At 53.0% G+C, this 21,403-nt stretch carries 22 protein-coding genes; 7 read left to right on the top strand and 15 right to left on the bottom strand.

Features of this window, described 5'->3' with window-relative positions; genetic code table 11:
• Positions 1-403 precede the first annotated feature (403 nt).
• From mltC to mutY, 3 genes are read right to left on the bottom strand one after another with little or no spacing between them, the layout of a single operon-like run.
• Complete coding sequence (gene mltC / locus ACCW76_RS03485; protein ID WP_436337756.1) at positions 404-1,483, bottom strand: membrane-bound lytic murein transglycosylase MltC; 1,080 nt, start codon at positions 1,481-1,483, stop codon at positions 404-406.
• Positions 1,484-1,537: 54 nt separating this feature from the next.
• Positions 1,538-1,810, bottom strand: coding sequence for an oxidative damage protection protein (locus ACCW76_RS03480; protein WP_034823278.1), 273 nt, complete (start codon positions 1,808-1,810; stop codon positions 1,538-1,540).
• Positions 1,810-2,895 carry an A/G-specific adenine glycosylase gene (gene mutY / locus ACCW76_RS03475; RefSeq protein ID WP_436337755.1) on the bottom strand — a complete coding sequence of 362 codons (1,086 nt, stop codon included), beginning with the start codon at positions 2,893-2,895 and terminating at the stop codon, positions 1,810-1,812. Before mutY ends, ACCW76_RS03480 begins: the two co-directional genes overlap by 1 nt.
• A 153-nt stretch (positions 2,896-3,048) precedes the next feature.
• On the opposite strand from mutY, the gene trmB reads away from it, so the two are divergent.
• The 3 genes from trmB to ACCW76_RS03460 all read left to right on the top strand — a co-directional run bounded on the left by trmB (position 3,049) and on the right by ACCW76_RS03460 (position 5,069).
• Entirely contained in the window at positions 3,049-3,768 is a 720-nt protein-coding gene (gene trmB, locus ACCW76_RS03470; protein ID WP_038644896.1) for a tRNA (guanosine(46)-N7)-methyltransferase TrmB, read from the top strand.
• Entirely contained in the window at positions 3,768-4,094 is a 327-nt protein-coding gene (locus tag ACCW76_RS03465; RefSeq protein ID WP_034823275.1) for a YggL family protein, read from the top strand. The genes trmB and ACCW76_RS03465 overlap by 1 nt, the downstream gene beginning before the upstream one ends.
• A gap of 258 nt (positions 4,095-4,352) precedes the next feature.
• Positions 4,353-5,069 (top strand): DUF2884 domain-containing protein, encoded by a 717-nt coding sequence (locus ACCW76_RS03460; protein ID WP_045814705.1) that lies wholly within the window; start codon positions 4,353-4,355, stop codon positions 5,067-5,069.
• A gap of 301 nt (positions 5,070-5,370) precedes the next feature.
• On the opposite strand, the gene hemW is transcribed toward ACCW76_RS03460, so the two are convergent.
• Genes hemW through ACCW76_RS03440 form a run of 4 tightly spaced genes read right to left on the bottom strand, consistent with a single transcriptional unit; the run spans position 5,371 to position 8,382 of the window.
• Entirely contained in the window at positions 5,371-6,501 is a 1,131-nt protein-coding gene (gene hemW, locus ACCW76_RS03455; protein WP_436337754.1) for a radical SAM family heme chaperone HemW, read from the bottom strand.
• Positions 6,494-7,087, bottom strand: coding sequence for an XTP/dITP diphosphatase (locus ACCW76_RS03450; RefSeq protein WP_436337753.1), 594 nt, complete (start codon positions 7,085-7,087; stop codon positions 6,494-6,496). Before ACCW76_RS03450 ends, hemW begins: the two co-directional genes overlap by 8 nt.
• A 20-nt stretch (positions 7,088-7,107) precedes the next feature.
• Positions 7,108-7,662, bottom strand: a complete 555-nt coding sequence (locus ACCW76_RS03445) for a YggT family protein (protein ID WP_034823271.1) — start codon at positions 7,660-7,662, stop codon at positions 7,108-7,110.
• Positions 7,663-7,674: 12 nt separating this feature from the next.
• On the bottom strand, positions 7,675-8,382 hold the full coding sequence (locus tag ACCW76_RS03440) for a YggS family pyridoxal phosphate-dependent enzyme (protein ID WP_045814702.1): 708 nt from the start codon (positions 8,380-8,382) through the stop codon (positions 7,675-7,677).
• 16 nt (positions 8,383-8,398) lie between these two features.
• Between ACCW76_RS03440 and ACCW76_RS03435 the strand changes: the two genes are divergently transcribed.
• Entirely contained in the window at positions 8,399-9,391 is a 993-nt protein-coding gene (locus ACCW76_RS03435) for a type IV pilus twitching motility protein PilT (RefSeq protein WP_436337752.1), read from the top strand.
• A 260-nt stretch (positions 9,392-9,651) separates the two neighbouring features.
• Here ACCW76_RS03435 and ruvX read toward each other — a convergent pair whose 3' ends face one another.
• The 8 genes from ruvX to metK all read right to left on the bottom strand — a co-directional run bounded on the left by ruvX (position 9,652) and on the right by metK (position 16,908).
• A complete protein-coding gene (gene ruvX, locus ACCW76_RS03430) occupies positions 9,652-10,068 on the bottom strand; it encodes a Holliday junction resolvase RuvX (protein WP_034823268.1) in 417 nt (138 codons plus the stop codon).
• The gene (locus ACCW76_RS03425) at positions 10,068-10,631 is read right to left on the bottom strand and encodes a YqgE/AlgH family protein (RefSeq protein WP_038644910.1); all 564 of its coding nucleotides are present in this window, start codon (positions 10,629-10,631) and stop codon (positions 10,068-10,070) included. The genes ruvX and ACCW76_RS03425 overlap by 1 nt, the downstream gene beginning before the upstream one ends.
• A gap of 82 nt (positions 10,632-10,713) precedes the next feature.
• Positions 10,714-11,658, bottom strand: a complete 945-nt coding sequence (gene gshB / locus ACCW76_RS03420) for a glutathione synthase (RefSeq protein WP_045814700.1) — start codon at positions 11,656-11,658, stop codon at positions 10,714-10,716.
• Positions 11,659-11,749: 91 nt separating this feature from the next.
• Positions 11,750-12,481 (bottom strand): 16S rRNA (uracil(1498)-N(3))-methyltransferase, encoded by a 732-nt coding sequence (gene rsmE / locus ACCW76_RS03415; RefSeq protein WP_038644914.1) that lies wholly within the window; start codon positions 12,479-12,481, stop codon positions 11,750-11,752.
• A 74-nt stretch (positions 12,482-12,555) separates the two neighbouring features.
• Positions 12,556-13,263, bottom strand: a complete 708-nt coding sequence (endA, locus tag ACCW76_RS03410; RefSeq protein WP_436337751.1) for a deoxyribonuclease I — start codon at positions 13,261-13,263, stop codon at positions 12,556-12,558.
• Between the two features lie 76 nt (positions 13,264-13,339).
• On the bottom strand, positions 13,340-13,852 hold the full coding sequence (locus ACCW76_RS03405; protein WP_045831736.1) for a SprT family zinc-dependent metalloprotease: 513 nt from the start codon (positions 13,850-13,852) through the stop codon (positions 13,340-13,342).
• Positions 13,853-13,948: 96 nt separating this feature from the next.
• A complete protein-coding gene (locus ACCW76_RS03400) occupies positions 13,949-15,343 on the bottom strand; it encodes a sugar porter family MFS transporter (protein ID WP_045814697.1) in 1,395 nt (464 codons plus the stop codon).
• A gap of 413 nt (positions 15,344-15,756) precedes the next feature.
• A complete protein-coding gene (metK, locus tag ACCW76_RS03395) occupies positions 15,757-16,908 on the bottom strand; it encodes a methionine adenosyltransferase (protein WP_436337750.1) in 1,152 nt (383 codons plus the stop codon).
• An 803-nt stretch (positions 16,909-17,711) separates the two neighbouring features.
• Between metK and speA the strand changes: the two genes are divergently transcribed.
• The 3 genes from speA (at position 17,712) to ACCW76_RS03380 (ending at position 21,323) form a co-directional block, all read left to right on the top strand.
• The gene (gene speA / locus ACCW76_RS03390) at positions 17,712-19,691 is read left to right on the top strand and encodes a biosynthetic arginine decarboxylase (protein ID WP_045814693.1); all 1,980 of its coding nucleotides are present in this window, start codon (positions 17,712-17,714) and stop codon (positions 19,689-19,691) included.
• A gap of 716 nt (positions 19,692-20,407) precedes the next feature.
• Positions 20,408-21,103: an EAL domain-containing protein gene (locus ACCW76_RS03385; protein ID WP_436337749.1), complete on the top strand. Its 696-nt coding sequence runs from the start codon at positions 20,408-20,410 to the stop codon at positions 21,101-21,103.
• Positions 21,081-21,323, top strand: a complete 243-nt coding sequence (locus ACCW76_RS03380; RefSeq protein ID WP_436337748.1) for a hypothetical protein — start codon at positions 21,081-21,083, stop codon at positions 21,321-21,323. The genes ACCW76_RS03385 and ACCW76_RS03380 overlap by 23 nt, the downstream gene beginning before the upstream one ends.
• The last annotated feature ends 80 nt before the right edge of the window (positions 21,324-21,403 follow it).

The raw sequence follows: 21,403 nt of genomic DNA, 5'->3' as shown, positions 1-21,403 counted from the left end.
TTCCGCGATGAAGTGTGATCTTCATCGATATTTTAATTATTTAAATCAATACCAGAAATAATCTATAGAGCGATATGGAACGTTGTTAATTCACAGGTGGAGACGTGAAATAATCATTGCACCTTATTGAAAAAAGGGTCAATCAGGCTGGATAAGTGAGATGGAAGGAAAAGTAAGAAATATAGAATATAAGTGAATGGCAGGTAATGTGTGTTGTCGGAAAAACAAGGATTTGCGAGAGATGAACTTTCACCATATTGATTTCTTATTTTTGTGAGGTCAGGCGAAATTTATCGACGCGATATATCTCTGAGAGGGTAATTAAAAAAGAGGCAGTCAGAGTCAATCTTTTTCCCTCTGTCTGCCCCTAAAATAATTCATGCGTTAAATCATCAGTTGATGATTAATACCGATGATAACTACGCTGCGCCTGGTTCACCTTATACAGATAGCGGCGTGACTCGCCCGATGGGTGGTTGGTGGTCAGCGTCTGATACACTTCATTCGGCGACATGCCGTTAATCAGCGAGAAGGCGCGATCTTTATCGCTTGAGAACACGCGCAGTACGCTACCCGCGCCGCCGTTGTAGGCGGTGATCACCGCGTAACGACGTGACACCGGATCCTGAATTCCGCCTAAATAGCTCTTCTGCAGCAGTGACAGATAGGCCGTGCCCGCATCGATGTTATTGGCCGGATCGAGCAGATAGCTGCGGCTTGGTTTACCCCATTTGCCCTTCATGCGGAACACGTCCACGCCAGCGGTGTGCTGAACCACCTGCATCAAGCCGAGCGCATCAGAGTTGCTGACCGCATAGGGGTTGAAGCTAGATTCTGTCTGCATAATCGCCAGAATCAGGGATGCATCTACGCCGTACTCTTCAGCGGCTTTACGCACCAGCGGCAGATATTTATGCGCACGTTTGTCGAGGTGGTTCGGTACCATCGGAATGGTCACCGACCAGATGACATGCAGGCCAGAAGTGCGTTTTTGCAGTTTGTTCTGAATCAGATAATCGGCGAAGTTGGCAGCACGGCCCTGCCAGCGAATCGGCTGACCGGTGTTATCCAGCACCTGGCCGTAAAGCAGCGGCTCTTTACTGATCTGAATATCATTGGCATCTGAGTAGAGATCGACATTACCGGGATCGTCACCAATCAACAGCGTGGTGATGATCGCCTGACGCAGGCTGGCCATCGGATCGGTGCCGGCAATGGTCTCAATGGTAATGCTACCGCTGTCGAAGTTGATGTGACTGCGGGTGTAATAGCTGTCGCTATATTTGACGTAATCTTTCGGCCCGGCGATCAGGACTTCATTGATACCCCAAATATTTTCAATGTTGGCGGCGAACTGCCCCATCAGGATGTCGAAACCGTTGGTGTCCTTGACCCACTCTTCGTGATACTGCGATTTTTTTTGTCCGGAGCAGGAAACCAAAAGTGGGGCAATCACTAACAGCGCTATCAGTTTTTTATTCATTGTAAATGCGTGCCTGATTCGAAAAAGAGGGCCTCAAAGGAAGGCCCTGAACGATTATTTTTCTGGCGGGGTGAAACCTTCGATGTGCACATCCTTGCCTTCGAACAGGAAATTGATCATCTCCTTTTCCAGCACTTTGCGATCTTCCGGATTCATCATGTTGAGCTTTTTCTCGTTGATCAACATGGTCTGCTTGGACATCCACTGCTGCCAGGCTTCTTTGGAAATCTCATTGTAGATGCGTTTACCGATCTCACCTGGATAGAGCTGGAAATCCTGCCCTTCAGCGTCGCGTTGCAGAAACGTACAAAAAATGGTGCGGCTCATTACTCTTCCTCTTGGATCACGCGCGTGTGCAGTGCCAGTTGCTGGGGATGGCGCAATTCGTGCAGCAAACGCTCAACGGGCGCTGCCAAACCCACTGACGGTGGTTGCGCTAAGTTATACCAGAGACCGCTCGCTTCATCCATCAGCGACCCGGCAGAAGGCCACGCCAGCCACATAGGCACAATGTCTAAGTGGAAATGGCTGAAGGTATGACGAAACGCCGTAAGCTGCTGCGGTTTAGCGTGAATGCCGCGTTCGGCCAGCCAGTCAGTTAGCGCTTGCTCACTAGTGAACTGCGGGAAACAGAACAGGCCGCCCCATAACCCCACCGGTGGACGTTGCTCCAGAAACACGTCGTCGCCGTGCTGTATCATCAGGAACCAGCCGGTGCGCTCGGGAATCGTTACTTTGGGCTTCTTACCTGGATACTCCGCCCAACTATTGTTGGCATACGCTACGCAGCCGTTGCTGACCGGGCAAATCTCACACTTGGGACGTGAGCGAGTGCACACTAACGCACCGAGATCCATCATCGCCTGATTAAACTGGCTAACGCCTTCGGCAGGCGTCACTTCTTCGCTGATCTGCCATAGACGTTTCTCAACGTCTTTTTTGCCCGGCCAACCGCCGACGGCATAACAACGTGCCAGCACGCGCTTGACGTTACCGTCGAGAATCGGGAAATGCAGGCCCAGCGACAGGGACAGCACTGCACCCGCCGTGGAGCGCCCAACGCCGGGCAGCGCGGCCACGTCATCGAAATTGCGCGGGAACTCGCCACTGTGTTTATCGACTACCTGTTTTGCCGCTTTATGCAAATTGCGCGAGCGGGCGTAATAGCCGAGGCCGGTCCACAGATGCAAAACTTCGTCCAGCGGTGCAGCGGCCAGATCGGCAATCGTCGGGAAGCGCGCCATAAAGCGTTCAAAGTAAGGGATAACGGTGGCAACTTGCGTCTGCTGCAGCATCACTTCGGAGAGCCACACCTTATAAGGTGTTTTCTCCTGCTGCCACGGCAGGGTTTTGCGGCCGAAGCGCTGATACCACTCCAGCACCTGTTGCGCGAACTGCGGCGCTTGCATCATTTGAGGAAATATTCCGTGTTTGCTCTACAATCAGGCAGGAATTCCAGCACAGAGACATCGGGGTGTAAACCGGAAGATTGCAAAGGCTTGCTTCTGCTATCTAACTTTGCATAATGCCCGTTTCCCAGAAAAGGCTAACCAGCAGGCTTCAACATGATTAATGACGTCATCACCCCGGAATTTGATGAGAACGGGCGGCCATTACGCCGTATCCGCAGTTTTGTGCGCCGGCAGGGGCGCTTAACGAAAGGACAGCAGCTCGCGCTCGATAATTACTGGCCGGAGATGGGCGTCGAGTTCCAGCAAGAGCCGCTGGATTTAGCTGCACTGTTTGGTCGCGAAGCGCCAGTGGTGCTGGAAATCGGTTTTGGTATGGGCGCCTCACTGGTGACTATGGCGCAAAATAATCCCCATCAGAACTTCCTCGGCCTTGAAGTCCATGCACCGGGCGTGGGAGCTTGCCTGGCTTCGGCAAAAGAAGCTGGCGTGGAAAACCTGCGCGTGATGTGTCACGACGCAGTGGAAGTGCTGCAGCAGATGATTCCGGATAACTCACTGCGCATGGTTCAACTGTTCTTCCCGGATCCATGGCATAAAGCGCGCCACAATAAACGTCGCATTGTGCAGGTACCCTTTGCTGAGTTGGTGATGCGTAAGCTGAAACTGGGCGGCGTGTTCCATATGGCCACCGACTGGGAAGATTACGCGACGCACATGCTGGAAATCATGAGCAGCGTGGATGGGTATAAAAACCTGTCAGAAGCTAACGATTACGTGCCGCGTCCGGAAACGCGCCCGTTAACGAAATTTGAGCAGCGCGGGCAGCGACTGGGCCACGGCGTTTGGGATCTGATGTTTGAGAGGATTAAATAATGGCCGTACAGCGTAGCCGTCGTTTACGTAAAAAACTGCATATCGATGAGTTTCAGGAGTTAGGTTTCTCTGTTGCCTGGCGTTTTGCCGAAGGCACCACCGAGGAGCAAATTGATGCCACGCTGGATCAGTTTATTACTGAAGTGATTGATCCGAATGGCCTGGCGTATGACGGCAGCGGTTATCTGGTGTGGGAAGGCCTGGTTTGCCTGCAGGAAACCGGTAAGTGCACCGACGAGCACCGTGAGCTGGTGCGTAAATGGCTGGAGAAACGCGAGCTGTCAGATGTTCAGGTGACTGAACTCTTTGACGTCTGGTGGGACTAACTATTTTTACCAGCCTGAGAGATCGTTTCAGGCTAGCTCACTTGCGCTTTGGGCGCCGGGCAGTGCATGCACAAGTTGCGATAGCAATCTGAACGCCCACAGGGCGGCTCCGAAAGGGGCGAGCGTCGCGAGTCATTCTTATGTACTCCGATGCGCGCCAGTTGCTGTGCGCTGACCGTTTTCCAATTCGCTGCGCCGCCTGTGCCTGACCTGTTCTTACAGCAAGGCGTGGGCGGCTTTTCATTTTAGGGAGATTTCATGGTTCGTAAGGCGCTTCTTACCGCACTGCTGCTGGCTGCTGCATCACAGGCCCAGGCTGATTATCAGTGCAGTGTTAATCCTCAGGATGACGTGATCATCAAACCGCAGAGTGTGCAGGTGGTGGGCACTAACGGTAATCTTGAAATCTCACCGCAGGGCGATGTGACCTTTAACGGGCAGAAAGCCAACGTGGATAACGCCACGCGTCAGAAGGCCATCGACTATCAGAATGCGTTACGCCGTGATTTGCCGTGGGTTGATAACGGTGCATCAACGCGTCTGGAGCGCAGCCGCGTAGCGCTGGATAAAGTGATTGTGGAAAAGCTCGGTGCCAACAGCAACGTGCGTAATCGCCTGACCAAGCTGGATGGACAGCTGAAGCAGCAGATGAACCGTATCATTGAGCATCGCCCGGATGGTTTGACTTTCCACCATCAGGCGATTGATCAGGTGCGCGCCGATGGCGAAAAGCTGGTGCAGAGCACGCTGGGCGGCATTATGCAGGACAGCCTGAACGAGATGGGCAGCAGCCAGGCTGCCAGCGGTAGCAATCCCCTGCAGGCGATTATGGGCAACCTTGGCGGTTTGCAGCAGGCGGTTCAGGCGGAATGGAATAAGCAGGAACAGGACTTCCAGAATTTCGGTCATGAGGTGTGTAATCGCGTGACGGATCTGGAAGCACAGCGTAAAGGTTTGGTGCAGAACGTTAAGTAAGTTGTGTCGCGGCCTTCGAAAAGGCCTCGTCGTGAGGACAGCAAATGTCTTCGGGAACGAGGTCACTTCAGCAGGTACGCCGCTGTGCACAGGCGGCTTAGCCGCTTTGATGGCCTGGTTGCGATGCCGTTTTGAATTAGCCGCCGCCTTGAATGTCAGGGGGACGGCTAAGCCGTTTAGAATTAGCCGCCGCCTTGAATGTCAGGGGGGACGGCTAAGCCTTTTTGAACACTAAGGGGGTCTCAACATAGGGGCGGCTCAGTGCAGCTTCGTACTAAGGTCTAAGCGTATGGGCTCTGGCCTACATAAACAGTTCAAGCAGCGAATTCAGGAACAACTTCCCTTTCTCGGTTATCTGCCACTGCTCTGCGGTTTCCACCACGTAACCCGCTTTTATCGCTTCATCCATCTGCGCACGGATCACTTGCTCATCCAACCCGGTATAGCGGCTGAAATCTGCACGCGGAGCGGCTTCCAGCAGACGGAAGCGGTTCATAAAGAACTCAAACGGCTTGTCATCGTTCTCCACGTTGTGCTGCTTGTCGAGATACTTACCTTGCATAAAGCCGCGCGGATGACGGGTTTTCACCGTACGCACAATTCTGCCATCCGGTTGCGTCAGTTTGCCGTGGGCACCACAGCCGATGCCAAGGTAATCACCAAAGCGCCAGTAGTTGAGGTTGTGTTCGCAGCGATAACCCGGCTTGGCATAGGCTGAAGTCTCGTACTGCTGATAACCAGCGGCACTCAGCAGTTCATGGCCTTGCTCATAGATATCCCACAGCGCATCGTCATCCGGCAATACCGGCGGACGCGAGCTGAACATCGTGTTCGGCTCGATGGTTAGCTGATACCACGACAGATGCGGCGGATTCAGCGCAATCGCCTGACGCAAATCGTCCAGTGCCTCTTCCAGTGACTGATCGGGCAAACCGTGCATCAGATCGAGGTTAAAGCTGCGCAGGCCAAGGCCGGCGGCAAGATGGGCGGCACGTACCGCTTCATCAGGGCCGTGAATGCGTCCTAAGCGCTCCAGCTTCTGCGGGCTAAAACTCTGCACGCCAATCGAAATACGGTTAATACCGGCTTTCTGGTAGCCGCTGAAGCGATCCGCTTCCACGGTGCCCGGATTGGCTTCCATGGTGACCTCTGCATCGGCCGCCAGCGGCAGGCGCGCACGCACGCCATCCATCAACATTTGCATGGCGTTGCTGCTGAGCAGGCTCGGTGTGCCGCCGCCGATGAAGATGGTGCGCACTTCACGGCCAGCGGTAAGCGGCAGGTCCTGTTTAAGATCGCTGAGCAGGTGCTGCACATACTCGATGTGCGGCACCTCGCCTTTTAACGCGTGAGAGTTGAAATCACAGTACGGGCACTTCTGTACACACCACGGAATGTGGATGTACAAGCTTAACGGAGGTAACTCAGGCATCGCGCATCGCATCCAGTAACAGCGTCAATGCTTTGCCACGGTGAGAAACAGCACGCTTTTCATCTTTACTCAGCTCTGCTGCGGTTTTGCCCAGTTCAGGAACATAGAAAATCGGGTCGTAACCAAAGCCGCCTTCACCTGCGGCTGCACGGGTAATTTCACCCGCCCAGCTGCCGTGGAACACCAGCGGTGTCGGATCTTCAGCATGACGCACATAAACCAGCACACAGTGGAACTGCGCCTGACGCTTGCCGTCCGGCACATTTTCCAGCGCAACCAGCAGCTTCTCGAGATTTTGCTGATCGCTGGCGTCTTCACCGGCATAGCGCGCAGAGTAGATGCCTGGCGCGCCGCCGAGCGCATCCACCGCCAGACCAGAGTCATCGGCAATCGCTGGCAAGCCAGTGATCTGCGCCGCATGACGCGCCTTAAGAATGGCATTTTCAATAAAGGTCAGGCCGGTTTCTTCCGCTGACTCAACGCCCAGCTCGGTTTGTGCCACGATATCGAGGCCGAAGGCCGCTAACAAATCGGCCAGTTCACGAACTTTGCCCGGATTACCGGTGGCGAGTACGACTTTTTGCATAACAGTTCCAGATTAACGAATTACAGCAAATACCAGAGACCTGGGAACAGGTCCATGCCGAGGAAATTCAGTGCGTACAGCACCAGAATCACAATCATGGCAGAGAAATCGATGCCGCCCATCGCAGGCAGAATACGGCGAATCGGTGCCATCAGCGGTTCAGTCAGCTGAATCAACACGTAATCAATCGGGCCACGTCCCTGGCTGATCCAGCTCATCAGTGAACGAATGATAATCACCCAGAACACCAGATAACCGGCGGATTTCACCAGTGACAGCAGGCCGACTAACAGATTGGTGGGATCCACGGAGAACACGCCAACCTGAATTAGCAGTAGCACCGGATATTTCAGGGTGGTCAGTACAAAGGCCAACACCAGCGAGGCCGTGTCAATCGGGCCTATTGCTGGCAGCACGCGACGCAGCGGCTTGATAATCGGCTGTGTAATCTTCACCACAAACTGTGACAGCGGGTTATAGAAATCACAGCGTGACCACTGCATCCAGATGCGCAGCAGCAATACCATCACGTACAGGTCGATCAGCGTTTTGACTAAAAACGTCATTGTTAACATGAGGTTCCTCAATTATTGTTGTGAAGGTCGCGCATAATCCCGCGCGCCAAATACGGCGGTGCCAATACGCACCATGGTGCTGCCTGCGGCGATTGCCGCATCCATGTCGTCGCTCATTCCCAGAGAAAGCGTATCGACGTCAGGGTAATTCTGTTGCAGGGCGCGAAACGCGTCAGCCATCTGCTGACATACCGCGAACTGTCGATCGTAATCAGGCTCCGGCGCCGGGATTGCCATCAATCCGCGCAAGCGCAGACGCGGCAATGCGGCTATCTGTGCCGCCAGCGCCGGAATCGCCTCCAGCATGATGCCAGATTTGCTGTTCTCGTCACTGATATTTACCTGAATTAACACGTTAAGCGGCGGCAGCGCTGCCGGACGCTGATCGTTCAGACGTTGTGCGATGCGTTCACGATCCACGGTGTGACACCAGGCAAAATTCTCCGCCACCAGTCGGCTTTTATTGGATTGTAGCGGCCCGATAAAATGCCACTGCAGATCAGGATGTGCGGCCAGCTCAGCCACCTTTTCAACCCCTTCCTGTACGTAATTTTCACCGAATGCCTGCTGACCCGCAGCAATCGCTTCTGCGACTGCGCTCGCAGGTTTGGTTTTGCTCACTGCAAGCAGAGTAATTTCTTCTGGCGCGCGGCCGCAGCGTGCAGCGGCAGTGGCGATACGCTCACGCACTTGCTGTAGGTTGTGCTCAATGGAAGTCATAGTCAGGAGAAGTTAAATGGATTTGGATGAAGTTGTGGCCCTTAGTGTAAAGCATAACGCCGCCGATCTGCACCTTTGCAGCGGACATTTACCGCACTGGCGACGGCAGGGCGTGCTGGAGCCGATCCCACAACAAACCGCATTGGATGGCGACTGGCTGGAAACCTTCTTGCAACAGTGGCTCAGCGGCGTGCAGCAGGATGAGCTGGAAGCGAGCGGGCACGTTGATTTTGCCATCACCCTGGAAAGCGGCGTGCGTTTGCGTGCCAACCTGTTTATGCAGCGCCACGGTTTATCGCTGGCGCTGCGCTTGATTGCCAACCAGGCACCCAACATCAACCAGTTGCAACTGCCCGATGTGGCACAGCAATTGTTGCAGCTGGAAGAGGGGCTGATCTTAATTACGGGTGCCACCGGCAGCGGTAAATCCACTACGCTGGCGGCGATGGTGGATAGTCTCAATCGCGAACAGGCACGCCACATTATTACGCTGGAAGATCCGATTGAGTTTGTGCATCACAGCCAGCGCTCGTTGATACAGCAGCGGGAAGTGGGCGCACACACGGCGTCATTCCAGCAAGGATTGAAAGCGGCGCTGCGCGAAGATCCGGATGTGATTCTGTTGGGTGAGCTACGTGACAGCGAGACCATTCGGCTGGCGCTGACTGCGGCAGAAACCGGGCATCTGGTACTGGCCACGCTGCACACACGCGGTGCCACGCAAGCGGTGGATCGGCTGGTGGATGTGTTTCCTGCCGAGGAAAAAAACCTGGTGCGCACCCAGCTTGCGGGCAGTTTGAAAGCGGTGCTGGCACAGCGTTTGGTGCCTGCAAAAAATGGCGGGCGGATTGGCTTGTTCGAGGTGCTGGTGGCCACGCCTGCGGTGGTTAATTTAATCCGCGAGGGCAAGATGCATCAATTGCCTGGCGTGCTGCAAACCGGCGCGCAGGCAGGGATGCAGACGTTCGCGCAGAGCGAACAAGCACGTCATCAGGCGGGATTGATTTGAGTGTGTGTGAGTCGATTAAAAGGGCGGGATTGATTTGAGTACCTGCGAGTCAATATGAAGGGGCTGGCATCATTTGCTTGCCTGCGGGTCGATACGAAGGGGCGGGCATGATTTGCGCGCCTGTGAGTCGATACAAATGGCAGAATTGATTGGCGAGTTTGCAGGTTGCAGTAAATGGCGAGAGCACAACAGCCGAGCGAATAACAAGCAAGCGGTGGCATAATTTGCCAGGTGCGCATTCACGCGCACCTGGATTTTATTCAATGCGTGTCGAACCAGTCTTCCAGAATGATCACCGCCGATTGTGAATCGACCTGACCTTTCTGCAATGCACGGAAGCCTCCGCGTTCGAACAGGTCGGCGCGCGCTTCAACGGTACTGAGGCGCTCGTCCTGCAGCTCAACGCGCACGCCAAATCGGCCATGAATGCGATTGGCGAACTTGCGGGCGCGATCGGTTAACGGCTGCTCGGTGCCGTCCATGTTCAGCGGCAAGCCCACCACCACGTAATCAGGCTGCCACTCTTTCAGTAGCTTCTCGATCAGCTTCCAGTCTGGCGTGCCATCTTGTGCTTTAAGCGCGGTCAGAGCGCGTGCGGTGCCGGTCAGCTGCTGGCCAACAGCCACGCCGATGCTTTTGGTGCCGAAATCGAAGCCCAGCAAGGTTTCACTGGCCATCAGGCGTGCCCTGCATCGCTGGTCATATTATGAATATCAATGCCCATGCTGCGCGCGGCTTCGCGCCAGCGTTCGGCGATTGGCGTCTGGAACAGAATATTGCTGTTCGCGGGGGTGGTCAGCCAGGCATTTTCCAACAGCTCGTTCTCCAGCTGGTCTTTCTCCCACGCGCAGTAACCTAACGCTACCAGCACGTTATCAGGCTGTTCTGCGGTGCCGATCGCTTCCAGCACATCCCGTGAAGTGGTGATCACGGTGTTATCAGAGATACGGATACTGGAAGAGTAAATTTTCTGGGCTGAGTGCAGGATAAAGCCGCGATCTTCCGCCAGCGGGCCGCCAGCGAACACCGGCTTGTCCAGCTTAATGGCAGGGTCACGTTCTGTTGGGCTGATTTTAAGTTTCTTCAGAATGCCTTCGACCGTCAGGTTTTCCATCGGCTTATTCACGATCAAACCCATGGCGCCATCTTCATTGTGCTCGCAGATATACACCACCGAGCGTTTGAACAGCGGGTCCTGCAGCGACGGCATCGCAATCAAAAAATGGTGCTGTAAATTCATTCTCACTCGTATACCAAAAATAACCGGCGCGGCCGCAGCCACGTCGGTTTTGGGTTCTCACGGCGCTTACACGCCGTTGACATCAGCCCAGGCGTTTCTCAATGGCATCCATCAGCATGCCGGTGATCGAGATCGGGAATGCAGCCTCGATTTCACGCACGCAGGTTGGGCTGGTTACGTTAACTTCGGTGAGTTTATCACCAATGATGTCCAGGCCGACAAAAATCAGCCCTTTAGCTTTCAGCGTTGGACCCACGCGACGGGCGATTTCCCAGTCGCTGTCACTCAACGGGCGTGCTTCACCGCGGCCACCCGCTGCAAGGTTACCACGGGTTTCGCCACCCTGTGGGATACGCGCCAGGCAGTAAGGCACCGGCTCGCCATCCACCACCAGCACGCGTTTATCGCCATCTTTGATCGCTGGCAGATAGTTTTGCGCCATGCAGAAGTTCTGGCCGTGGTTGGTCAGGGTTTCGGTGATGACGCCAAAGTTCGGGTCGTCCTGCTTCACGCGGAAGATCGAGGCACCGCCCATACCGTCCAGCGGCTTCAGGATCACATCACCGTGCTCCTGCCAGAATGCACGCAACTGCTCTTTGTTGCGGGTCACCAGCGTATCTGGCGTCAGGTCGGCGAACCACGCGGTATAAAGCTTCTCGTTACAGTCACGCAGGCTCTGCGGTTTGTTGACGATCAATGTGCCTTGCTCTTCTGCACGTTCCAGCAGGTAGGTGGCATAGATGAATTCGGTATCGAACGGCGGATCTTTACGCATCAGCACTACGTTGAGATCGGCCAGCGGGATGACCTGCTCACTGCCGAACTCATACCATTTGTCGTAGTTTTGCTCCACGCTCAGCAGGCGCGTGCGGGCGTAGGTCACGCCACCGCGCAGGGAGAGATCGCCCATCTCCATGTAATGAATTTCGTAACCACGGCGCTGTGCTTCCAGCAACATGGCGAAGCTGGTGTCTTTTTTAATGTTGATGGACGAAATTGGGTCCATAACGATGCCAAGCTTAATCATTATTCTCTCCTCAAAGGGGGATTTTCTTGCCCCGTTCCGTGACAGCGCTGCGGCTTTTCACGTGCGTAGTTTTACAACCCGAAAGTATCCCTTAACCGAGGTCACCAAACCTCACCTGAAGTGCCGTAATGGCCGTGAGCGCAGTGGTTTCTGTGCGCAGCACGCGTGGGCCTAACAAAATATCGGTGAAACCCTGCTGCGCCGTCATGGCAATTTCGTCTGCTGAGAGACCACCTTCCGGACCAATCAGCAGGCGAACACGTTCAACCGGCTGCGGCAGGGTGTTAATACTGTGGCTGGCACGTGGATGCAGATTGAGCTTTAAACCACTCTCCTGCTCAGCACACCAGGCTTCCAGCGTCATCGCTTCACGGATTTCCGGCACACGATTGCGGCCGCACTGTTCACAGGCGGCAATCGCAATTTTTTGCCATTGCTGAATCTTTTTCGCCAGTCTTTCAGCATCCAGCTTTACGCCGCAGCGCTCCGAAAACAAGGGTGTAATGACGTTCACGCCGAGTTCGATCGATTTCTGGATGGTGAATTCCATTTTTTCGCCGCGCGACATCACCTGCCCAAGGTGGAGATGGAGCGGAGATTCACGGTCATCAGGCTGACTGGCAAGGACCCTTACTTTTACACGCTTTTTATCAGCCTGGGTGATTTCGGCGTTAAAAGTCAGATTACTGCCATCAAACAGCTCAATTTGTTGACCGGCGGTCATGCGCAGCACGCGCCCGACGTGGTTAGCGGCATCTTCATCGAGGAAGACTTCACTGTTAACTTCAAGAGGTTCGGGATGATAAATGCGAGGTATGCGCATGCGGTTCCTGCCAGCGTTATGCCGTGTCATCGGACACGGCCCAATCGGAAAAAAGCTAGTGTAGGGTAGCGCTTTTAGCGCTGGCAAGCCTGTTGTACATAGGGATTGTGATTTCCCTGCACCTGCGCGATGCGGTTGTCGCGTTCGCACTCCCATTGGCTTACCGGATATTGCTTGTTCCAGGCGGTAAACAACTGGGTCTGCTGGCGTGACAGACGCAGCTGATATTGGTCACGCATGTAGAAGTAGGTACGGGCGATGACACCGCGTGCACGCTCGGGTGGCTGCGCCAGTTTCTGCTTGAAATCGACTTTCATTGCGCACTGACCATATTGCGCGTCGCCGCCGTTCCACTGACTGTACTGGAAATTATTGCGATCGCCATTCACTTCACCAATCGCCGGCTGCAGATTATGCAGGTCGCTTTCAATGCGGCGGTAATCGGCATCTTTACTGCAGTTTTTACGACCGCCGTTTTGCCAGCACTGGCGCTGATGGCCGAACTCCCATGCCGGCATCACATGTTCCCACTCAATACGTTCAGCGCGATTGGCATTTTTACGGACGCTGTAGCCGCAGCTACTGAGATCGGGCACACCTTTCTTGCCGTGCCAGCTGATTTTGCAGCCGCAGTAAAATTCTGCCGGGGCATCGGCATTGATCTGCGCGGCGACCACTTTGGCCTGCTGGAAGTTATTTTGATTGTAGTGGGTAATGCTGAGGCTGAAAGCGCTAATGGGGGCAACTAATAAGGAGAGTAACAACAGCGTTTTGCGAGACATATTCCAAAAATTACCTGATGCGTAAAAAGGCGGCAGGGTAGCAGAATGGCGCAGGATGGGATATCAGATAAACGGATTAACCTGCTGAAAATTCACCAGGTTGCAGCAGAGTACCGCATTGCACGCAGCGGTATTCACTTTCACCCCGTAACACGCGGTTGTGACGGCGCACGGTGAGCTGGTGCTGCTGACAGCGGCAGCGATAGGGGAAGGTGTTGCTGCGCACCGAAGCGATTTCGAACTGATGGGTACGACGCGCGGGAACGCCGAGCACGCTCTCCATCATCCACTTCCACTCTTTGCCGTGCGGCGGCACGCGACCAAAGGTTTTCCATACCAGCAGGTGCGCCAGCTCGTGCGGCACCACCTCATCCACAAAGGCCTGCTGATTTTCCAGCAATAGCACCGGGTTGATGCGAATCTCCCATTTCTCCAGCCAGGCTGTACCGGCAGCGGTACCGCGCTGCTGATACACCAGCTTCGGCTCGTCATAGTGACGCTCCAGCTTTTCATTGGCGAGCTGCAAATGGTGACGCAACGAGCGCATCACGGCTTGTTGCAGGGCAATGGGAAGGCGAGGTGTTTTCATGCCGGGCAGGATAACCTGGTACGCACAAATGCGCACCTGACGAAACGCACAAAAAAAAGGCCGCCAATCGGCAGCCCTTCGTATCGCTTATCGACCTTATTGCTGGCCGATATCGCGCAGTTTTTTGCCTTTCATCAGGTTGCGCTCGATGTGTTCCAGCGAGACGTTTTTGGTCTCGGGAATCAGCGCCACGGTCAGCAGGATAAAGAACACGTTCAGACCTGCGTACACCCAGAAGGTCGGTGCGTTGCCCAGCGTGTTGAGCATGGTCAGGAAGGTGGCACCGACAATCATGTTGGCAATCCAGTTGGTTGCGGTCGATACGGTGATACCAAAATCGCGGCCTTTCAGCGGCTGAATTTCTGAACACAGTACCCAGATCAACGGACCCGCAGACATCGCAAAACCAACGATGAACATCAGCAGCATGGCGACAGCAAAGTACTGTGCGGAAGCGGAGTTGATGCCGATGTGCAGCATGGTACCGAGGATACCCATACCGGCAGCCATCACGATGAAGCCCAGCACCAGCGTCGGTTTACGGCCCCAGCGATCAACCAGGCCAATCGCAATAAATGTCGCCAGTACGTTGACCAGACCAACAATGACTGTGCCCCACATCTGCTGAGTGGTATTAGCGAAGCCCGCAATCTCAAAGATTTTTGGCGCGTAATACATGATGACGTTCATACCAGTGAACTGCTGCATCACCTGCAACAGCACACCCAGGAACACCGCACGGCGGAAGTTACTGTTGCTCTGGAACAGCTGCCAGCCAGACTGTTTGATCTTCAGGCTTTCACGAATCTCATCCAGTTCACGTTTAGCTTGTTCGCTGGTATCACGCAGACGAGCCAGCACGCGTTCTGCACTGCGGAAATCGCCTTTCGCCGCCAGCCAGCGTGGGCTGTTTGGCAGGAAGAATACGCCCACCAGCAGCAGTACTGCCGGAATGGTGATGATGCCCAGCATCCAGCGCCATGCGCCAGCGTCACTGAAAGCGGTATCAGACAGATACGCGCCAAGGATACCGATGGTGATCATCAATTGATAAAGAGAAATCATGCTGCCACGAATCTTTTCCGGTGCGATTTCAGAAAGATACAGAGGAGCAGTGTAAGACGCGACACCCACAGCCAGGCCGAGCACCACACGTGCAGCAATCAGCATGTCCGGGCTGACCGCCATGGCTGACCACAGTGAACCGATCACGAACAGAATCGCACCCGCCATCAGGCTCTTTTTACGGCCGAGATGTGAAGACATCCAGCCGCTACCAATCGCACCGACAGCCGCACCGAACATCATTGAGCTGACAATCCACTCTTGCTCATGCGCAGTCACGTTGAAATCTTTGGCGATGAAGGGCAGGGCACCAGCGATAACGCCGATATCCAGACCAAACAGCAGACCGGCCAGAGCCGCTAAGAAGCAGACAAACAAGGTCATCATCTTGTTCGACGTTCTGCTCTTATGAGTATTACCAGGCATAATGCCTCCGAAGTTTATCTATCATTGTTTTTATCAATGTTATGAAACCTGCCGACGGAAAAAAGTGAGGATTATCACATCAGTGTAATCGGTTACACACGCTGAAACCCTGCAATCCAGCATTTTCCGCCTGAAATAGTTACGTAACCAGTAAGGTATAGCACCCTTTAAGTTTCTGACATCTCTCTAAATATCGGCTATCAGACGACGCTGAAAATAACGCATTTTAATGCGAATAACTACGCTGAAAATTCTCTAAATGACAGATTACAAAAGGTTTTCAAAATGTAATCGTTAACACTTTGTTGTAAGCAGAGAAAATGAAGTGTAGACGGCGGGGAAAAATGTGCTGGCTGGTTAACGGGCATAAAAAAGCCCGCTATAAGCGGGCTCGTTTTTGCAGGACTGTAAGATTACAGGCCCGCAGCCTCACGCAGTTGAGCAGCTTTATCTGTCTGCTCCCACGGGAAGTGTTCGCGACCAAAGTGACCGTAAGCCGCGGTCTCTTTGTAGATAGGTTTCAGCAGGTCCATCATCTGAATCAGGCCATATGGACGCAGGTCGAAGAACTCGCGTACCAGCAGGGTCAGCTGTTCGGTAGGGACTTTCTCAGTACCGAAAGTTTCCACCATGATGGAAGTTGGCTCAGCCACGCCAATCGCGTAAGAAACCTGGATTTCGCAACGGTCAGCCAGACCTGCCGCGACGATGTTTTTCGCGACATAGCGCGCTGCGTAGGCAGCAGAACGGTCAACTTTAGACGGGTCTTTACCAGAGAACGCACCGCCACCGTGACGCGCCATACCGCCGTAGGTATCAACGATGATTTTACGACCCGTCAGACCGCAGTCGCCCATTGGGCCGCCGATCACGAAACGACCAGTTGGGTTGATGTGGTATTTGGTGCTGGCATTCACCCACTCAGCAGGCAGTACCGGCTTGATGATCTCTTCCATCACCGCTTCACGCAGGTCGGCTGTCGAAATTTCTTCAGCGTGCTGAGTTGACAGTACGACCGCATCAATACCGACAATTTTGCCGCCATCGTACTGGAAAGTGATCTGGCTTTTCGCATCCGGACGCAACCACGGCAGTGAACCGCTTTTACGCACTTCAGCCTGACGCTGCACCAGACGGTGCGCGTAGGTCACCGGAGCGGGCATCAGCACGTCAGTTTCGTTGGTGGCATAGCCAAACATCAGGCCCTGGTCGCCTGCGCCCTGTTCCAGCGGATCGCTACGGTCAACACCCTGGTTGATATCAGGAGACTGCTTGCCAATCGCGCTCAGTACGGCGCAAGAGTTTGCATCAAAGCCCATATCGGAATGGACATAGCCGATTTCACGTACGGTATTACGAGTGATCTCTTCGATATCAACCCATGCGCTGGTGGTGATTTCACCGCCAACCAGCACCATACCGGTCTTAACGTAAGTTTCGCAGGCCACGCGTGCTTTAGGATCCTGTTCGAGGATCGCATCTAACACGGCATCGGAAATTTGGTCAGCGATTTTATCAGGATGTCCTTCTGATACGGACTCAGATGTAAATAGGTGTTTAGCCATTCTGTTCTTTACCTTACAAATGGTTTGAATTCGACTGCATAGCGTAAGTGGACCAGGCCAACTCGACGCCCCTTCAGGCAAAGCCGCGAGCAGTAGGGAGTATGGGCGCATTCGCCGACACCGCCTGGATGTTAACCAGTTTAGATGGAAAACCATCTGGACGGCTATTCTAGGTCACACAGTGAGCACTTTTCCAGTGCTTTTTCGGATTCCGCACGTTTACGCAAGTGGGCAGATGGAAGAAATTCCTGACACCTTCCACAGAATCCAGACAAAGATTTTGCTTTTTCACCCTGCAGACTGTATAAAACGCCGCTGCTGTCGACCACAGTACAAAAGGATGACGCCACCGTGCGTCGCGCCGTCAGAGCTGTTCTCTGATTTTCACCCAGGCCGTTTCTCGTTTGCTGTTTGCAGGCGTTGGAGGTGATAAAAGTAATGAACCACACTTCTCTTCTTCCCGGTTCACTGCGCTCAATGGGCGCGCTGGCAATCCTATCCCAATCCAGTTTTATTCTTTTCTCTCGTCGAAGTTTTGCGCGTTGCGGTAATTATCCCGACACGAGCGCCGGCTAAGCTATTCCCTCATTTCTGTCACTGTGTTTCACTCGTCTTACGCGGTACAAGCGTTGGCTTTTGGCCCGTTTTTTACTGACTGCGGCGTGGTGTTTTACACTTAGAGTCAGCAACGTGCACGGCAACCCGATAATCGGAGCTCAGCAGGATGGGGAAATGTTTACCCGGACTCACAACAGCAAGACCCGGCAACTGTTTCATATTTCAACGGAAAATTGAGGTTCGCGATGTCTGACGACATGAAGAATATCAAGGGTTCGTCAGCTGGCGAACAGGGTGTACTCCGCTCCATGCAGGAGGTGGCGATGAACGATCAGGAAGCAAGCAGAATGCTGCGTACCTACAATATTGCCTGGTGGGGTAATAACTATTATGACGTCAACGAGCTGGGCCACATCAGCGTGTGCCCGGATCCGGATCAGCCGGAAGTGCGCGTTGACCTGGCGAAACTGGTCAAAGAGCGTGAAGCCGATGGCCAGCGTCTGCCTGCGCTGTTCTGCTTCCCACAGATTTTACAGCATCGCCTGCGTTCGATTAACGCCGCCTTTAAACGTGCGCGCGAATCTTACGGCTATAAAGGTGACTACTTCCTGGTTTACCCAATCAAGGTTAACCAGCATAAGCGCGTAATCGAGTCGCTGGTGAACTCCGGTGAACCACTGGGTCTGGAAGCCGGTTCGAAAGCGGAGCTGATGGCAGTACTGGCGCACGCCGGTAAAACCCGTTCCGTGATCGTCTGCAACGGCTACAAAGACCGTGAATACATTCGCCTGGCGCTGATCGGTGAGAAGCTCGGTCACAAAGTTTACCTGGTCATCGAGAAGATGACTGAGGTTCGCCTGGTGCTGGAAGAGGCGGAACGCCTGAATGTAATTCCGCGTTTGGGGATCCGCGCACGTCTGGCATCGCAAGGTTCCGGCAAATGGCAGTCGAGCGGTGGCGAGAAGTCTAAGTTTGGTCTGGCAGCTTCGCAGGTATTGCAGCTGGTGGACATTATGCGCAAAGCCGGTCGTCTAGATAGCCTGCAACTGCTGCATTTCCATCTTGGTTCGCAGATGTCGAACATCCGCGACATCGCCACCGGCGTGCGTGAATCGGCGCGCTTCTATGTGGAGTTGGCGAAACTCGGCGTCAACATCAAATGCTTTGATGTCGGCGGCGGTTTGGGCGTCGATTATGAAGGTACGCGTTCGCAGTCTGATTGTTCGGTGAACTACGGCCTGAACGAATACGCCAACAACGTGATTTGGGCGATTGGCGATGCCTGTGAAGAGAACGGTCTGGAGCATCCAACGGTCATCACGGAGTCAGGTCGTGCGGTGACGGCGCACCACACCGTATTGGTCTCCAACATCATTGGGGTTGAGCGCAACGAATTCAGTACGCCAGTGGCACCGGATGTGGATTCACCGCGCCCGATTCAGAGCCTGTGGGATACCTGGCAAGAGATGCACGAGCCGAACGTCCGTCGTTCGCTGCGTGAATGGCTGCACGATAGCCAGATGGATTTGTTCGATATCCATACTGGCTACTCTTCCGGCACCTATGATCTCGGTCAGCGCGCCTGGGCAGAGCAGCTCTATTTGAGCATTTGTCACTATATCCAGCAGCATCTGGACCCAAGCAACCGCGCGCACCGTCCAATCATTGATGAATTGCAGGAGCGCATGGCGGATAAGATTTACGTCAACTTCTCGCTGTTCCAGTCAATGCCGGATGCATGGGGTATCGATCAGCTGTTCCCGGTGCTGCCGCTGGAAGGGCTGAACAAGATCCCTCAGCGTCGTGCGGTGTTGCTCGACATCACCTGTGACTCCGACGGTACCATCGATCACTACGTGGATGGTGACGGTATTGCCACTACCATGCCGATGCCAGAGTACGATATTGATAATCCGCCGATGCTGGGCTTCTTTATGGTGGGCGCGTATCAGGAAATCCTCGGCAATATGCATAACCTGTTTGGCGATACCGAAGCGGTTGACGTGTTCGCCTTCCCGGATGGCAGTGTAGAAGTGCAGTTGTCAGATGAAGGCGATACCGTGGCGGACATGCTGCAGTACGTGCAGCTGAACCCGAACGATTTGATGACGCTGTTCCGCGATCAGGTTACCCGGCAGCATGATATCGACGAAGATCTGCGCGCGCAGTTCCTCGAAGAGTTTGAAAGCGGTCTGTATGGATACACTTATCTTGAAGATGAGTAATCGTTAATGCGCTCAGCGGGCCCTGGTCAGGGCCCGTTTCATTCCCCTGCCATTCTATTTTCTTATTTCTTCTTTATTTATTTAAAATGTGATGAAGATCATCTTCAAAGAATCTTAACCTTGCGCTTTAAACTCGCGCTTTAAATACGTCTTTTCTATCTCCTTTATTTTCATTCATTAAGCCAAAAGCACACAGTGTCGCGCGTCTAAATACCCCTCCATTAACTACTGATTTCGTAAGGATTAGATAGCCTGACTGTTATGTTTTTCTTGCAAAGCATAATCAAAATTTAAACATTAAGGGTTGAATAGTACCATCGTGAAACTGAATTTATTGGAATCTTTTGGAGTTGTTTGATTCCAGAAGAAAAAAACACATTTTAGGATAAAAATAAACTACTACATTCATTGACTTAATTTTTATGATTCAAAATCAACAGCTTCTATTTTTTTCGATCTGTCAAGGTTAGCGATAAGTTAAATTTTTCCAGGAATTATCTGATCGTTATCTGAAATTAAAAGAAATTCACTCACGAAATTGATAGTTTTAAACGATTAAAGCTGAGGCCGACGTTTACTAAAATCTATTTTTCAAACTGTAAGGTGTGCGTTAGGCTTCAGTTAAGGTGTTAAGTTTTATCGATGTTTCCCTTACCTCTCACATGAGTAATCCTGACAATTCAGGAGTATCAGTTAGTTGCAGAAGGGACCGTGAAATGAGCAATCAACCCGAATACATTTTTTTGTTAGAACCGGTTCACGACATCACCGGGGAGTTGATTGCATGGGAGTTGCTTACACGATTCTCAGATGATGCAGATATTAATAATAAGCGTAACCCTTGCAGGGATGAAGGGTTCTTCAGTCGGCTTCCTGCTGACGAGAAATGGCAGTTATTCCTCCACCAGATCGGAAAACTTATTCAGCTATACCAGAAAGGGTTTGATCAGATAGTCAGTGTAAATGTGGATAGAGATATCGTCGCCGGTATTTTTGAAGATGCTGAAATACAAAAAAAACTGGCGAAACTGACGTTATTGCGTTTAGAGATATCCGCCTTTTTTACCGCGCGATTTAACAGCGCAGACCTGCTGATATTAAAAGGTGTCGCGAAGGTGACACACGCCCCTTTATGGCTTGATGACTTTGGTCCGGGTTATTCCAACCTGACCATGCTTGATAGCGGAATATTTGAAATCGTCAAGATTGACAAAGAATTTTTTTGGCAATTTGGCGACGGTCACATTTTTGACACGCTGCTTAGCCACCTCAACCAATTATGTAAAGGCGTGATTGTTGAGGGCGTTGAAAGCCAATCACACCTCGACCTGCTCGCGCATAAGGCAGTTTACGGTATGCAGGGCTATCACTGGCAGAGTGTTTATCTGAATGATTTTATTAAGCAATCCTGAAGTGGTGCGGGTTCGGCCAGAACAATCGGGGGCAGATAAAATGTCTAAAAATGGGTTTGTTGCATTCAACTTGATTTGTGCTCGCCCACTAGAAAATAGAGGCATTTCCCCCGTTGTTCCGCTGAAAAATAAACCCAACCCTCTCTCGGGATGGAGGCTTAACTCGGCTCAGCGCGATTTCATCATGAGTTTTTATGAAATCGACCAAGAGAAGAAGTGAATAGTCATCTGGATTATTCGCCATTGAAGCCGGTATCTGCGGATACCGGGCGTTTTTATGGAATTTAATAACTGCGCGGG

Origin of the sequence: Pantoea sp. C8B4, assembly GCF_051336905.1 — a bacterium.
Lineage (GTDB): Bacteria > Pseudomonadota > Gammaproteobacteria > Enterobacterales > Enterobacteriaceae > Pantoea > Pantoea rwandensis_B.
Note: the sequence above shows the minus strand (reverse complement) of the source record. Positions and strands in the feature narration are given on the sequence as shown.